This window comes from Candidatus Moraniibacteriota bacterium (genome assembly GCA_016699875.1).
Taxonomy (GTDB): Bacteria; Patescibacteriota; Minisyncoccia; order Moranbacterales; family UBA1568.
On the sequence record CP064989.1, the window covers coordinates 893,485 to 907,908 of the forward strand.

Here is a 14,424-nt window from a genome sequence, read left to right on the forward strand (position 1 = left end):
CCTCTTGGTTATTGCCCTGATTGTCTTGCCGGCAGAAACCCTCGTTTTTCTAAGCGTGTTCCTTGATGTGATTTCTATTGTCGTGGGGATTATTTTGGTCGGCTCTTGTTTCTATGTAGCTCTTGCCGTCTTTATGGTCTCTCAGATGGTTGACAGCTTAGATATCGAGGAGATTGGAGAATAGCGAGAGAAATATCTGAGAAGACTGAACTTTTTTCGCGACTGGCATCAATTTCCATAAGATGCCAGTCCGATTTTTTTTGTTCGATGAGAGTGAATTTTTTGTGGAGGTATTCCAAGCCTTGTTCGGGGACGCGGCTGCGACGGAGAACTTCTTCGGGGGTGATGCGGAGATAGAAAGCGATATCGGGGTGAGGAACGAGTGTGGCAAGCGATGAGAAATATTTCTGCGGCGACGGCATTTTGTCGAGGCCGAGGTATTCGAGGTTTATAATGGAGTCATAGAAGTATCGGTCCGAGAGAATAAACTCGATGCCACTTTGTTCGAGTTTTTTCAGAAAGAATCGGAAGCGGACGATATCGATGAGGAGGAATATTTTCCGGAGCAAGAGAGAAAAAAACGAGACTTGCGTGACGGCGGATTCTTTTCCTGGCACGAAAGATTTTTCGCCTTTGAGGAGTCTGCTGATCTTGTTTGCCAGAGAAAACTCAATCGCATGAAACGTGGCAACTCGCCGCCCGTCAGCTTCGAGGCGCTCTTTGAGAAGAACGAGTTGCGTTGATTTTCCGGAGCCGTCTATGCCGGTAAAAGTAATGAGTTTCATGGTCGCGATCAAATGCTACAGGAATTTCTCTTGATGAATTTAATACATAATAATCGAAACGGGCATCATGCGGGCAACCGGTTTTCCGACGCCATTTTCGCGAACACCCGCCATAATTTCGTCGATGTTTTTGTAGTGCGATGAATCCTGTTCGATTACTTTCTTTGACCGACCATTGTAGAGCGTCACGCCGCGGCTTGCCAGTTTAGTATCGAGTGCGGATCGGTCATCGGGAATAATTGTTTCCGTTTTTTTGGCAACCTTCCCGGCACCGTGATTGCAGGAGAAAAAGCTGGACTCATTCGCGTCCGTGCCGACAACCAAATAGGCCTCCGTCGACATAGAAGAGGGGATGAAAGCCGGTTCGCCCGTCTCGTGAAATGTCGGATGGTCCGCCATGCGCGCGGGACCATACGCACGGCTCGTGCCATTTCGGTGCACCCACACATCTTTGCCAAAGTGCTCCTCTCGGGAAACGAGAATATGCGGCATATCGTAGAGAAGATCGAACTCCGGATCGCGACCGGTTTTTTCCTTGATGGTCTTTGATATTGTGTGCGCGATAACGGCGCGATTCGCATGAGCAAAGTTGGAGCAAGCATTTCGCGCTGCCATGTAGAGATCCGCCTCATCCCCGGTAAATTCTATAAGCGGCTCCTTCTTGCCGAAGTCCGATTCGCGGATTTTTCGAGCGATTGAGTTTATCGTGTTTCGATGCGGCGTCTTCCAGAGAGAGCGACCAATATTCATCATGACAGCTGTTGACTTGTGCTCGCGTTTCTTTGCTGTGTACATGTACATGGTGTATTGTCCGAGGATTCCGGAGCCGCAGTGCACCATGAAGAGATAGTCACCGTTTTTGATATTGAATTTTTTCGCGAGCGCTTCATCCTCGATGCCGGTCACTTTCATAAGGTCGAGGAAATGGTTGCCGGCAGCGCCCAAAATACCGGAGCGGAATTGCGCTAAGAAGAGAAAGAACGGCGGGATAATATCGTAGATATCCTTTCGCGACAGCTCCTTTGAGAAGAAATTCCCCCGATCGAGAGAATTCAGCGCTTCATTTTCTGTTTCAATGCCGAAGTGATCAATGAGCGGCTGAATGCCGGCGCGGCAAATGTCCGCAATGAGTGGGAAGGGAAGATAGGTGCCAAGATATGCTTTAGTCGGGATGCGCGGCACAAGCGCCTCGAAGACGCGGCGAATGTCCTCCGGCGAGAAATTTGATTCATTGAGGTTGGTACGGACGAGTCGCATACCACAGGCGGGATCAGAATCATTGAGCTGCGGGAGAATTGCATTCTCCGAGGCAACAGTCGTACCGGTCGCATTCTTCCGCCCCGGCTTCGAATGTACATCCGCCATCGCCGCAATGTGATGAAACAGCCCGTCATTTGAGGCGACGCTTTCGAGCTGATGCATCGTCTCCTCATTCGGCATGAGCTTTTCGGATACATGAAACACGACCGGCACGTTCATCTTGTCCGTCTTCATTTTACGTTTGTGGGGGGAAATTTCTTTGGTTGATTCACTTGACATATACTCTAATTTATGCAATGATGCTTTCGTCGCCGACAACGATCGGTTTTTCTGTTAATTTCACAAACAAGTTCTGGAGAAACAGCCATGAGACCTTTCTTCTGTTTTGATAGCAACAAGGAAATATTTATTATGGGTTTCAGAGAGGAGGATGCTTGTAAAAAGGCTGTTATGCTTGTCAGAGAAGGTGCGCAAGAGGTATTTTGCCGACTTTATCCTACGCGTGACAAGCGTCTTAAGACTACTTGGGAAAATTCACTTTGGGACAACCCTGACGACGATAGTCCATTCAGATTATTTAGATTCAAACATAATTTTTCTGAAGAAGGAGTTTCTCAAGCGTGGGCACTGTTTTGGCTTTCCCGAGAGAACTATTTTCTTTTAATCAGTTTTCAAAGGAGTTTGGGGAGAGGTTTTGTTCCCGGATATCGTTTCAAGTTTCGCCTTACAAAATGTGGGCGGATAGTCCTAAGGCGGAGGAAGGGGAAGATGGACTGTCAGAAAGAAATAAGAAAGCTTTTAGCCTCTTAGTCACTACTAAGCTCACAGTACAACTTTTCATACTCCTTCGCCGTCTCTTTGAGATCAAATGATCTCTCCACAAACGCCCTCGCATTCGTGCCAAGGGCGTTTCTTTTTGCCTCATTGGCGCGAAGCGACTCGATGGCGCTCCAGAGAGCGTCGCCATTGTCACGGGGAATGGTAGCAGAAATTTGCGGGTTTGAGAACTCTTCGAATATCGGAAGGTCGGAGAGAATCACCGGTCTTCCGCAGGCATAGGCTTCGAGGATAACGAGTGGCACATCGAACTTTCCGTGCATATTGCTGACCGGAAAGGTAACAATGTCGGCAATATTGTAGAGTGCGGCGACATCGGAGACCGTATCGCTGAAGCGCACCTGGTCAAGTATTCCCGCTTTCCGGAATTTCTCTGTGATTTCCTCTTTCTTCTTTTGGTCGGCATCGTTTTTGATACGGAGCGCGAAGAGGAATTTCATGTCTTCGCCACCCATGCGATCCGCCAGCTGACGGATGGGGTCCAGATTTTGCTGACTCAAGGGAATGTCTTCGCAAACTCTACTTGCTAGAGCCTCCCGTTGGCTGGTGGTGTCTGGATTCCCGCCTTCGCGGGAATGACGACTTGGACTACGTGATACGTGTTTGACGAGCATGTCGGCGATCATATCAGTCGCACCGAGGCGAGCATATTCGCCGGCATAGGAAATGACAAAGTCAGCCGGAGAGATGTTGAGTTTTTTGAGGGTTTCGGGATCTTTTGGTCGCGGAGAGAATCGTTCGAGGTCGATTCCCGGGTATATGCGCTCAACATTCTCAAGGCCAACTGATTGCAGTTTCTGCTTCGAGTACTCGGTATAGGTGATGAGGCGGTCAGCAAAAAACATACGCTTCCAATCTGACTCATTCCATCGCTCTTCACGGAGTGTTGCGATAGTCTGAATCGTCTTGGGATGCGTGCCGATGAGGTGTTTTGACAGGAAAGAGTTGAAAGGTGTCGGCGTGAAGAGGAAATGTACCATATCAAACGTTCGCCCTTTGGTTCCAAGAAACGCAGCGAGGCGCGCCTTGGCTTCGAAGTTGAATCGACCGCTTCGGAATATCGGGTGTTGGACGCAGTTTGTGCCCAATTCCTCGAGTGTTTCGTTGGCGGTGAGCAGGTGAAATTCGAGCTGTGGATCCCGGATGCTCTTTGCCAAGAAATACGCGAAGTTTTTCGACGCTTCATCCCATGGCGGCACGAGCGGCCGAGTAGCAAGGAGGATTTTGATGGGAGTTGACATAATTCGTTTGTTTGGATAAGATGTTCTATGCTTGACAATTCACGATTTAATTCAAAAAGAGAGGAATTTTCAATGTTAATGAAATTCGTCCTGAATAGTAGTCATGAAGCACTTTTTGTTCAACATTTCTCTGCCAGCGCGGCTGTTCCCAGGGTTGGGGACATTGTTGGAAATTTCCCGCTAGGAAGTAGGAATGAATATTTGGTGATACGGGTCAAATGGGTTCTTGATGACTCTATCGAAGCAAGAGAGAACAATGCCCTTATTAAGAATATGCGGGACGTGGAAATAACTCTCGTTTCGTATATCCCTTAACTTCGAGATCAACTCGAAAAAACATGTTTGTCTACTGGGCGGTGAAGCAAATGTGGATCCGCCTTTATTGTTCCTTATTCTTCATTTCCTCTCTTAGAACCTGTTTACAATCTTTTCAACAACAATCGAGCAAAACTTAAAACCATCATCTGTAAGCTCGAATCCAGTGTCCGTTCGCAATTCTTCCAGAGCCTTCGGCATTTCTCCAGCCAGGAGAAGCTTCTCTCGACCACCCAGCGCTGAGGAAGAACGGCAAACGTATGCAATTCGTTTCGTTTAGCTACTCCCACTTCCGCACCGATACATGCTTTGATCGCTTTGGCGAAGTTTTCTCCGGTATAACTACCATCAGTCAAGAGTTTCTCCACCCGTGAAAGGTGTTTTTTGTTTGCCTTGACGGCTTGGATAGCTCCATTTCGATCAGTGACGTTAGCAGTGGTTACCGTGAACGCATGCGGCAATCCGTTGGTGTCAACGAGAATATGTCGCTTGATACCGGAAACTTTTTTCCTGCATCATAACCTTTTTCTCGAGCCGTATCTGTATTCTTGACACTTTGAGCATCAACGATGCAGAAACTGGTTTTGCATTGTTTGCCATTTTTCATACGTTCTTGTTCGACCAATTTTTTTTAAGACTTGCTCAAGCATACTCTCTGTCTGTTTGTTTTTTCGTTCCTTCCAGACAAGGAAGTGTCGATAGACACTCTGCCATTTTGGATAATCCTTGGGAAGTGCCCTCCATTGGCAACCCGTGACCAGAATGTAGAGCAGAGCGTTGAATACGTCATAGGAATCAAGTGTCTTTGGTTTGGTTCTCTTCCTGGTTGATTCGAGAAATGGTCTGATGTGTTCGAATTGTTCTCGGGTTATGTCGCTTGGATACATGGTTCTTTTGGTTTGAGGATTATGTCCTCAGTGTACCAGAAGATTGTAAACAGGTTCTTATAAATCTCTTTCTTCTTACTCAATTCTTTACTTTCTCTGTTTGACTCGTTTTCCGTCCAGACGCGTATGGTAATGGGCTGCTTGTTTGGGTTCTTGGCGAGGATGGTTTGTCCGCCGGTGCCGCTCAGGGTGAATGAGGCGGATTCGGTGATAGTGTCGCCTTCCTGTACTTCGTAGAAGAATGTTCGTGTGGGACCGAAATTTGAAACAGTGAAACTCGCATCGGTTTCTTGCTGCGAAGCAAATGAGAGTGACCACCAATCGGAATGCGATGGGTCGGCAAGGAAGCTCTCGCGAAAGGCGAGCACGGAAAAGGCGAGGGCAATGGAGATGGCGATAGAGAGAATAAGCGTCTTTTCTTTCATAGGAATTTCCTGGTCGTATGTGTACTGGATTGGGCAAAAAGGGAAATGACGAAAATATGCGTTAGTTGAGATTCGATCTCTTGTATACGGCGATGTCGTTGGAGAGATAGAGGAGAGACATATCTTTGGCTTTGGTGAACTGAATGCTGTCCATGTGCGGGTTGACGACAACGGTATCGACGCCGGTTCCTGCGAAGCAATCTTGTCCCTTGGGCGTGTTGGGGGCGGAGATCATGAGGAGGGTGCACTGCTCTCGCGCTTTGGTTTCATCGGTATAGCGGCGGAAGAGTCCGCGCGAGAGCGGATATGAATAGTCTCTCATGAAGAAGAGTTTCATCCACGAATCAGCGACAATGTAGTTGTGATCCTTGAGTACCCATTCGTCCGCACTGGTGTTTTTGGCGAGCCAGGAGGAAGCAGCAAAGGTTTGAACCGCTTCGCTCACGTTGCTTTTTGCGGATATGGTGCCGGCATTGTCGAAGAATCCACCGACGAAGACGGCGACGAGGAAAATGGCGAATGTCCATCGAAGCAAGCGATGTTCGCCAGATGGATGATGCTCGACGGTCTTTTTTTCGCTTTTTCCTTGCATAAAGAGCGAAACAAAAGCGAATCCGGCAAGGAGAGCGGCTGGAAACGTGTTGTAGGTGCCGATGCGGTTCGACGGGATATCGATGAACAGAATGTTTGGGAAAAGTGTCATTACGATGAGACCGGCACTCCATGCGAGCATGACCAGTCCTCCGAGGCGTTTTCGTCTCGATGAAAAGAGAAGAAGGATGATGCCGATCATTTCGAGTCCGAAGCGGGATCCGCCGATACTTTGGGTGAGCTGGTCGAAGGTGAGTCCTTCGCGAGTTGCTTTTGACGGTGTGCCGACGGCGGTGTCAATCGCGCTCACGTGCAGATATGTCGGCGTATACACAAAAGCGGTGATAACAACGAGCGAAGCAATGACGACTGCGGGGAATGGCGCGCGAAAAAGCAGTATCCACTCTCGAAGTTCGGAGAATCGTCTCTGCTTGGATTTTTCCGAAAGAAACAGAGACAGAAGGAGAAATATGGAAATAAAGAGGACTACAAAGAGGAAGATGAAGGTGGAAAGGTGATGTGTAAAAGCGAGTGTGCCGGAAAAGAGAGCAGCCAGACCGAGGAGGGACGAATTCTTTTCTTGAAAGGCTCGGAAGAAACAAAGTATCGCTATCGGGATGAGGAAGTTGCCAAACATGTTCCCGACGACGCCGCCGCTTACATACTTTGCCTCCGGCGAGGAGAGTGCCCAGAGAGGGCCTATGCACAAGAGGACAGTGATCATGCCCCAGCGAGCGAGGTGTTTTGATGGAAATACGTCTTCGAAAAGGCGATAGCTCAGCATGACGACTGCGAGAACTGTGAGGATATTGACGAGCAAGAGGAGCAGTGACGGGAAGGCAGAGATAAAATCGAGGCGAGCGACGAGAGCGGTCGCTGCGAAGGGCAAATGCTCGCCGATGATGAAGTCATCGATTGGTTCCGGATCAGTCAGCGTGTCTCCAGCACTTTCGGTTCCTTCGAAGGCGATGTCGATTTTTTCATAGGTGGGAATACTGCCGGTTTCGGCCATCTTCTTCGCCCAGAACATATGGTGTCCGAGATCGGTCGATGTGGGGAGGATGGTGCCCCAGAGATAGATGGATTTTATGAGTATGGTGAGGATAACCAATCCAAGGAAGAGCCACCCTTCCTTCTTTGGAAATCGTATCTCCGATGCGGTGGGATCGGGATGCTGCGCGGCAAGTTTCTTATGCCTCCTTTGTACAAGAACGATGAGTGGAATGAGTGCAAAAATACTTTCGACGCCAATGATTGAGAGGGCAGTGAGAGGGACATGGAGACGAGACAGGATGAGCATGCAAAAGTCGAGCACCGAGAGGCTGAGCGCGAACGAGAACAGGATGTATTCGAAAAGAGAGGTTGGAGGCAAATGCTTTCGGAAGAAAGCAGACAAAAGGAATGCGCCGGGCACAAAAAAGAGACCGAGAAGAGCGAGGAGAAATCCGCATTGATCAAGAAGTGTGTTCATAGATGCAGTTCGCGTTCGCCGGTCGTCTGCGCGACCACTGCTTTGATGATGCCGGCGTAGCAGGCTGAGATAGTTTTCCAGTTGAAATGCTCGGCTGTGTATCTTCGGGCTCGTTCGCCGAAAGTTTTTCGTAATTCTTTGTCAGAGAGGAATCGTTCTGCTTTCTTCTTCCAATCTTCGATATCTTCCGATTCGGCGAGTACCCCATTCTTATCATCGGTGAAGGCGTCTTTGAGTCCTTCGAGACGAGAAACGATGACGGGAATGCCGCATGATGCTGCTTCGATCGGCGTGATGCCAAACCCCTCCACATCGCCGGGGATGCGGATGTTCGGCTGAACAAAAATATCGCAAGTATTCATAAGGATATCTCGCGCGCGATCACTCACATAGCCCAGCAGCTTCACGCGCTCGAAGGTTTTGGTTTCTTCGATAGCGCGACGGATATTGTCTCGATCCGGTCCGTCTCCGGCGACCACGTAGATGGTTTCTCGGGGGAGTAGGGGGAGGACATTGCGAATAAACCAGGTAACGCCTTTGCGACGGGCGAGACGTCCGGCAGTCAGGAGTACTGTTTGATTTTTGTGTATATCGCCGATAACTCCTTCGAGATCTCTGCGCGTGAACTCGGGGTGATAGTGTGCTTCCGGATCAATGCCGTTCGGTACGAATTCAAATTTGCCATCCGCGATGCCGTGGCGTATTCCGAGAGCAATAGTTTCATTGCCAACGGCGATGAGTTTGTCGAGCTTGGGAATGAAGATGCGGACCCAAAGCGCCTGATAAATAAAAAGCGGATAGGTAATGTCCAGTCCGTGAATGACGGAAATGACCGCTTTCTTTGGAAAGAGGATCTTGACCGCCCAACCGACAATAGAGAGTACGCCGTCACCGAGGAGAATGGCGTCATAATTTCGTGCGGAGAGAATTGCTCGACAGAGTGCGTATGGCAAGAAAATCGGCAGGAATTTTTTGCCGAATCGGTTTGCTATCGTGGTGACTTCGGCGTGTTTCTGAAGCCAAAGTGCCAGGGCGGCGTTTTGGTTCTCGATGCCGCCGACGATCGGCGGGTAGGCACGAGAGATAAAGAGAATGCGAAACGGCATAAGAAATCGGTAGCGAGCAAGCCAATGAAGGGTTAGGATTTGTCTTTGCGAGGAGTGTCAAGTTCGAAATTACAGGTTCAAAATAAACTCCATTTTTCGACACAATATGAGGTCTCTCTGTTTGTTTTGCTCCGCGTTGCTTCTGCGGGGCTTATGGGTTTGGATCTGAATCTTTTTGTTATTTTTCAGTTTCTTCTCTTTTTGCAGAGAGGTTTTTCTTTGTCAGGTAGAGCTGTTCTTCGATGAGTCTTCGATTGGACTTGACCATATCGGCAAGGAGAGCGAAGACAACAAATTGGAGACCGATGATGAAAAAGAGCGCGGAGAAAAAGAGATAGTTCCGATACGGAGAGATCTTAAAATCTTGTACGTAGAAACCGAAAAATATGAAGAAGAGGAGAACGGCGATGCCGATTAGAATGAATCCGGGAATGCCAAAGAACTTCATCGGGCGGACATCGCGAACGGCTTTGACGATGATGCGCGAGCTTTGCCGGATATAATTCACGATACTCTTCGTCATTTTGGATTTCCGCTCGGCAAAATAGGTGACGGAAACGGGAATCCAGACGATCTTGAGTCCCTTGCCAATGGCATCAATGATAACCTCCTGTGTGTAGGTGAAATTTTCGAGGAGGTTGAGACGGAGTAGTGACTCGCGGCTGTAGGTCCGGAAGCCGCATGTGAGATCCTGTATGGGTGTTTTGAGGAAGCCGGAAATGAGGCGTGCGGCAAGTCGGTTGAGGCGGTCTTTGATGAGGGGAATGTTTTTTGCGGCATGCTCTCCGAATCGATCGGCGCTTACGATGTCGGCTGTTCCGGCAAGTACGGGTGCAAGAATCGTGCCGATGTCGTTCGGATCAAACTGCCCGTCGGCATCGATATTCACCATAACGTCGGCATTGGCTTCAAGTGCGGCTTCAACCGAGGTGCGGAAGGCTTTCCCGAGTCCGCGATTCCGCTGATGCACGATGACGCGATTGGCGCCAGCCTCTTGAGCGATTTCGCTGGTGTGATCGGTTGATCCGTCATCCACCACGTGCACGACGATTTCGTCGATACCTTTGAGTGTTCGAGGTATTCTCCGTATGGTTTCCCCGATTTTCTCCGCCTCATTGTACGCGGGAATGTTTACGATAAGTTTCATAAAGAGAGATTGAGAGGACTTAGAATCGAGAAGATCAAAGAGGGGAGAAAGGGAGATATCATCACTGCTTTTCTACGAGTTTGCTGAACTCGAAGCAGGCAACTTTGCAACGGGCATTCCCGGATCCGTTCTTTGCGATATCCTGCTGGCACTCGAGCGCTGCACCAAAACAGCGATTGCGGCTCTCTCGGACATATGACCAGTCTATTTGATAGTGGAAAAAATTCAACAGAAAACTTCCGACGACTGCGGCGCCGACAACCCAAATGGCGAGTCGAAGGAGGTGGAACATATGCGTAATACTCTGTGCTGATTGTTATCGCCCGATGCCTTTGTAAATGATGCCCGATGTTCGGAAGAGATTCTTGTCAAAGGCATTCTTGCCGTCGATAAAGACTTTGATTCCGTGCTTCTTGAGAAGTGCCGGCGTGATAGCCTCTTTGAATTCGGTGTGGTCGGTCGCCAGGATGAGCGCGGTGGATTTTTTGAGGATGGCATCGAGGGATTTCAGGCTTGATCGATCAAGAATGTGCGGGTCGAAGGTCTCGACTTCTGCGGAGTGCTTCTTGAGATGCTCGATGATACGGACGGACGGCGATTCGCGTACGTCGTCGATATTTGCCTTGTAGGCGATGCCAAGCACGCCGACGGTTGTTCCGTTGAGAGGGAGCTTTACGGCATTCAAGGCATCCTGTAAGAGTTCGACGGTATAGCCCGGCATGTCGTTGTTGATTTCCCGTGCAAGTCGCAGAAACTTGTGATCGAACCCGGCTTTCTTGGCGCGCTCGATCAAATAATATGGATCGACGGGGATACAGTGTCCGCCCACGCCGCAGGAAGGGAAATGCGCAAGGAACGAGAAAGGCTTGGTGGCGGCGCCGCGGATGACGTCGGCGACATCAATACCGAGTCGGTCAAAAGATCGGGCGAGTTCATTTACGAAGGCGATATTGATATCGCGAAAAGAATTCTCGACGACTTTGACCGCTTCCGCTTCGCGGATGGATTTCATCGGGCGGATCTCGCCATCGACGATGGATCGATAGAACTCGAGTGCACGCTTCAATCCGGTTGCATCGAGTGAACCGACGACGCGGGGGATGTTGGTGACATTCCACACGGCATCTCCCGGATTGATGCGCTCGGGGCAGTGAGCGAGAAACACGTCTTTTCCGATAGCGTGTCCGGCTTGCTTGAAGATGGGGACAACTATTTCTTCGGAAACACCCGGATTGACGGTTGATTCAAGGACGACGAGCGCGCCTTTTTTGAGATGATCGGCGATGGTTTTCATGGCGCCGATAACCGGAGTGAGATCCGGAGTGTAGAGTTCGTCTACCGGTGTCGGGACGCACACAAGAATGATGTCTGCCTGTTCGAGTGTATGCGGATCGGAAGAAGCCGGGAACGGATATTGCGGGAGATGCTCTTCGAGATATTGGTCTTCGATCGGACTTTTCCCTTGGCTGATGAGAGAATTCTTTTTTTCATCGAGATCAAATCCGATGACTTCGTATCCTCGTTCTTTGGCTCGAACGGCAAGCGGCAATCCGACATATCCCAATCCGACAATGCCAACGGCGATATTTTTTTTCTCGACTTCTTTCATAATGGCGCATGAGCAGATTATTCTTCCTGTCCCTCACCACTCATTGTACGAAAAAAGAGCGGAGACGTCGAGATGAATGCCGGGGAACTTGCGGGGGAGGTGTTTTCCGGTGCTTCTTAGTGGCATTCTCTCTTCGGGAAGAGAGAGCGGTTATCGGTCTTGACAAAACATTGTATTGTGCGCTAATATTATTTCACTCAATTTTATCCGAAGAATGCATCATTATGACAGCCCGAGACACGAGAGCGGAGGGGAAAATTGCTCAAAAATCGCTCCAGAGCCGAAAGCAGGTGTTTGCTAAGAAAACAGAGAAATCCTCTCGCAAAGAGGTGATTTCCCGAGGGTTCTATGGAACGGCATTTCACCGTTTCCTTCATTCCATATCGCCGCGGGCGGTTGCGATTGTTTCGGCTCGCTATGGAGCTGGCGGAAAAGAACCGATGACGCTCGAAGAGATCGGGAAAACCTATGGCATTACGCGCGAGCGGATTCGTCAAATTATTTCGGTGCTTCTTGGAAATGTTCGCGCGCGTCGGTACCCGGCATCGCTCGAGGAGGTGTCAAAGCGCATGGAATCGACGCTCAGTGGCAAAAGTGGTATTATGGAGAGGGAAGAGTTCTTCGACACGATAGCCGGAACGGATGCGAGGGAGCGTGGAGCAGTGCGGTTTTTTCTTGCGGTGCTATCAGAGCGCTTCCGATCGCTTGAGAGCGCGTCTATGGTTCCCGCTCTGGCGCTTGTTTCTTTTGAATTGGAATTGTGGATTGCAGTAAACACGGCGGCGAAATCGGTGCTGGTGGAGAACGGTGCATCGCTTCCCGAAGCGGAGTTTCTGAAGCGAGTCAGTAAGGATTCTTCACTAAAGGGAATTTCTCAGAAAACAATATTGGATTTTCTTGCTGTATCGGAAGGCTGTCGCAAGAACCCATTTGGTCAGTGGGGACTTCCCGAATGGAGCGATATCTGCCCGCGAGGAACTCGCGAGCGCGCGTACTTGGTGGTACATGCTGAAGGAAAACCACTTCACTTCCGCGAGATAGCGGCAAAGATTGACCTGTCCGGACTGCAGAAACCGGGAAAGGTGACGCATCCGCAAACGGTGCACAATGAACTGATCAAAGATAAGCGATTTGTCTTGGTGGGTCGAGGCACATACGCACTCGTCGAGTGGGGGTTTCGTCGCGGAACCGTTCGCGAAGTGGCGGAGGAGATTCTTCGGGAGCGAGGCGTACCGATGAAACGTGAAGAATTGGTAGCTGAAGTGCTCAAAGTTCGCGATGTGAAGGCGTCGACGGTGGTAATCAACTTGAATGCATTTTTCGTTCGTACGCCGGAAGGCGCATATTGTCTCAAGGAATCGAAGAGGAGAGCTAAATAAGAGGGATCTATTGATTCGATTGCGGAATGTCGTTAGGGATTTTCAACGAACTATCCCATGGGCACTATTATACTGCAGAGTTTTTCGGATATGTCGGAGGCGTTCCTGTCTATTTGGAACGTCATGGGAGAGGTATGGTTTCTGGTGCTTCCGCCATCTCTCTATTTTATCTTCAAGTTTCTCTGGATGGACCACATCCAGAATCAATACATAGAGAGTACAAAGACAGTGCTTCTCGAGATTATTCCGCCTCGCGATATCGAAAAGAGTCCCAAGGTGATGGAGACGATATTCGATGGTATCGCGGGCGTTGATAAGGGTCCGACGGTCGTTGAGACGTATGTGCAAGGGTATCTCCCGCCGCTTATCAGTCTGGAGATAGTGGGTGACGGCGTCGATGGTACGCATCTCTACGTGCGGACACCGGTCGTATTTCGCAATCTCATTGAAGCGTATTTCTACGCTCAGTATCCGAATGTTGAAATAATGGAGGTGTCTGATTATGTTGATCGGATTCCGAAAGGCGCGCCGAATCGCGATTGGGATCTCTTTGGAGCTGATATCGAATTCACTAAGCCGGATCCCTATCCAATCAAAACTTACCACTACTACGAGGAGGATGTTTCGGGGAAAATGATCGATCCGCTCGCGGGGCTGTTTGAAAGTTTTGGTAAGTTGCCGCCGGGGCAGAAGCTCTGGTTTCAGATGATTATCACACCGCTCAAACCAGACTACTACAATACCGGAAAGGCGCTTCTTGATGAAATTATCGGACGCGCTACCAAGGTGAAACCGACATCTGTGCTGGGCGATCTCACATCCGGCATCGGAGAAATCGCGACGGCGGTGCCGAAGGCATTCTTTGGTCCGGTGGAATTTGCATCTTCGAGTGACAAACCGGAGAAAAAAGATTTTCTCGAATACCAGTTGACACCGGTTGAGAAGGAGGTAGTAAAGGCACTTGAAGCGAATATCGGGCGCAATGTGTTCGGATCCCGCCTTCGCATGATTTATATCGGCAAAAAGAAGGGATTTGACAAATCTTTTGTCTCGGCATTTTTTGGCGGGCTTAAGCAATTCAATGACTTCAACTTAAACGGATTCAAACCGAACGACGCGTCGAAGACTTACGCGAACTATTTGATGACCGATATTCGTATGCGTTATCGGCAGCGCAAGCTCCTCCGTCGGTATAAATTCCGCGATCCGGATTCCCCGGTTCCGATGCTGGCGCTGAGTACGGCGGAACTGGCGACGATTTTTCATATTCCTGACATGAACGTTGTGGCGCCGTCTTTGCCTCGTATTTCGGCGAAGCGGGGTTCTGCTCCGCAGAATTTGCCGATACAATTGTGATAATGTCGGTTTTTC

General features: G+C 49.5%; 12 protein-coding genes and 1 pseudogene. 3 read left to right on the forward strand and 10 right to left on the reverse strand.

Annotation, left to right across the window (positions count from 1 at the left end):
- Positions 1-131: 131 nt before the first annotated feature.
- The 3 genes from IPK84_04295 to IPK84_04305 form a co-directional block, all read right to left on the reverse strand.
- Positions 132-785 (reverse strand): hypothetical protein, encoded by a 654-nt coding sequence (locus IPK84_04295; GenBank protein ID QQS15560.1) that lies wholly within the window; start codon positions 783-785, stop codon positions 132-134.
- A 39-nt stretch (positions 786-824) separates the two neighbouring features.
- Positions 825-2,279 carry an RtcB family protein gene (locus IPK84_04300; GenBank protein QQS15561.1) on the reverse strand — a complete coding sequence of 485 codons (1,455 nt, stop codon included), beginning with the start codon at positions 2,277-2,279 and terminating at the stop codon, positions 825-827.
- Between the two features lie 572 nt (positions 2,280-2,851).
- A complete protein-coding gene (locus IPK84_04305) occupies positions 2,852-4,123 on the reverse strand; it encodes a glycosyltransferase family 4 protein (GenBank protein ID QQS15562.1) in 1,272 nt (423 codons plus the stop codon).
- 27 nt (positions 4,124-4,150) lie between these two features.
- Between IPK84_04305 and IPK84_04310 the strand changes: the two genes are divergently transcribed.
- Entirely contained in the window at positions 4,151-4,438 is a 288-nt protein-coding gene (locus tag IPK84_04310; GenBank protein ID QQS15563.1) for a hypothetical protein, read from the forward strand.
- A 104-nt stretch (positions 4,439-4,542) separates the two neighbouring features.
- Here IPK84_04310 and IPK84_04315 read toward each other — a convergent pair.
- The 7 genes and pseudogenes from IPK84_04315 to IPK84_04345 form a co-directional block, all read right to left on the reverse strand.
- Positions 4,543-5,325: pseudogene (locus IPK84_04315) on the reverse strand (IS5 family transposase).
- Entirely contained in the window at positions 5,307-5,750 is a 444-nt protein-coding gene (locus tag IPK84_04320) for a hypothetical protein (GenBank protein ID QQS15564.1), read from the reverse strand. The pseudogene IPK84_04315 and the gene IPK84_04320 overlap by 19 nt, the downstream one beginning before the upstream one ends.
- Before the next feature lie 61 nt (positions 5,751-5,811).
- Entirely contained in the window at positions 5,812-7,812 is a 2,001-nt protein-coding gene (locus IPK84_04325) for a hypothetical protein (protein QQS15565.1), read from the reverse strand.
- Positions 7,809-8,918: a glycosyltransferase family 4 protein gene (locus IPK84_04330; GenBank protein QQS15566.1), complete on the reverse strand. Its 1,110-nt coding sequence runs from the start codon at positions 8,916-8,918 to the stop codon at positions 7,809-7,811. Before IPK84_04330 ends, IPK84_04325 begins: the two co-directional genes overlap by 4 nt.
- Positions 8,919-9,096: 178 nt before the next feature.
- The gene (locus IPK84_04335; protein ID QQS15567.1) at positions 9,097-10,065 is read right to left on the reverse strand and encodes a glycosyltransferase; all 969 of its coding nucleotides are present in this window, start codon (positions 10,063-10,065) and stop codon (positions 9,097-9,099) included.
- Between the two features lie 61 nt (positions 10,066-10,126).
- A complete protein-coding gene (locus IPK84_04340) occupies positions 10,127-10,357 on the reverse strand; it encodes a hypothetical protein (GenBank protein QQS15568.1) in 231 nt (76 codons plus the stop codon).
- A 24-nt stretch (positions 10,358-10,381) separates the two neighbouring features.
- Positions 10,382-11,674, reverse strand: coding sequence for a nucleotide sugar dehydrogenase (locus IPK84_04345; protein QQS15569.1), 1,293 nt, complete (start codon positions 11,672-11,674; stop codon positions 10,382-10,384).
- Positions 11,675-11,682: 8 nt separating this feature from the next.
- Between IPK84_04345 and IPK84_04350 the strand changes: the two genes are divergently transcribed.
- Positions 11,683-13,053 carry a hypothetical protein gene (locus IPK84_04350; GenBank protein QQS15570.1) on the forward strand — a complete coding sequence of 457 codons (1,371 nt, stop codon included), beginning with the start codon at positions 11,683-11,685 and terminating at the stop codon, positions 13,051-13,053.
- A gap of 90 nt (positions 13,054-13,143) precedes the next feature.
- Positions 13,144-14,409: a hypothetical protein gene (locus IPK84_04355; protein QQS15571.1), complete on the forward strand. Its 1,266-nt coding sequence runs from the start codon at positions 13,144-13,146 to the stop codon at positions 14,407-14,409.
- The last annotated feature ends 15 nt before the right edge of the window (positions 14,410-14,424 follow it).

What these genes read in the sequence shown, in the direction of transcription:
- IPK84_04295 (QQS15560.1), bottom strand. Translation starts at nt 785, where the DNA reads ATGAAACTCATTACTTTTACCGGCATAGACGGCTCCGGAAAATCAACG.
- IPK84_04300 (QQS15561.1), bottom strand. Translation starts at nt 2,279, where the DNA reads ATGAAGACGGACAAGATGAACGTGCCGGTCGTGTTTCATGTATCCGAA.
- IPK84_04305 (QQS15562.1), bottom strand. Translation starts at nt 4,123, where the DNA reads ATGTCAACTCCCATCAAAATCCTCCTTGCTACTCGGCCGCTCGTGCCG.
- IPK84_04310 (QQS15563.1), top strand. Translation starts at nt 4,151, where the DNA reads ATGCTTGACAATTCACGATTTAATTCAAAAAGAGAGGAATTTTCAATG.
- IPK84_04320 (QQS15564.1), bottom strand. Translation starts at nt 5,750, where the DNA reads ATGAAAGAAAAGACGCTTATTCTCTCTATCGCCATCTCCATTGCCCTC.
- IPK84_04325 (QQS15565.1), bottom strand. Translation starts at nt 7,812, where the DNA reads ATGAACACACTTCTTGATCAATGCGGATTTCTCCTCGCTCTTCTCGGT.
- IPK84_04330 (QQS15566.1), bottom strand. Translation starts at nt 8,918, where the DNA reads ATGCCGTTTCGCATTCTCTTTATCTCTCGTGCCTACCCGCCGATCGTC.
- IPK84_04335 (QQS15567.1), bottom strand. Translation starts at nt 10,065, where the DNA reads ATGAAACTTATCGTAAACATTCCCGCGTACAATGAGGCGGAGAAAATC.
- IPK84_04340 (QQS15568.1), bottom strand. Translation starts at nt 10,357, where the DNA reads ATGTTCCACCTCCTTCGACTCGCCATTTGGGTTGTCGGCGCCGCAGTC.
- IPK84_04345 (QQS15569.1), bottom strand. Translation starts at nt 11,674, where the DNA reads ATGAAAGAAGTCGAGAAAAAAAATATCGCCGTTGGCATTGTCGGATTG.
- IPK84_04350 (QQS15570.1), top strand. Translation starts at nt 11,683, where the DNA reads ATGAGCAGATTATTCTTCCTGTCCCTCACCACTCATTGTACGAAAAAA.
- IPK84_04355 (QQS15571.1), top strand. Translation starts at nt 13,144, where the DNA reads ATGTCGGAGGCGTTCCTGTCTATTTGGAACGTCATGGGAGAGGTATGG.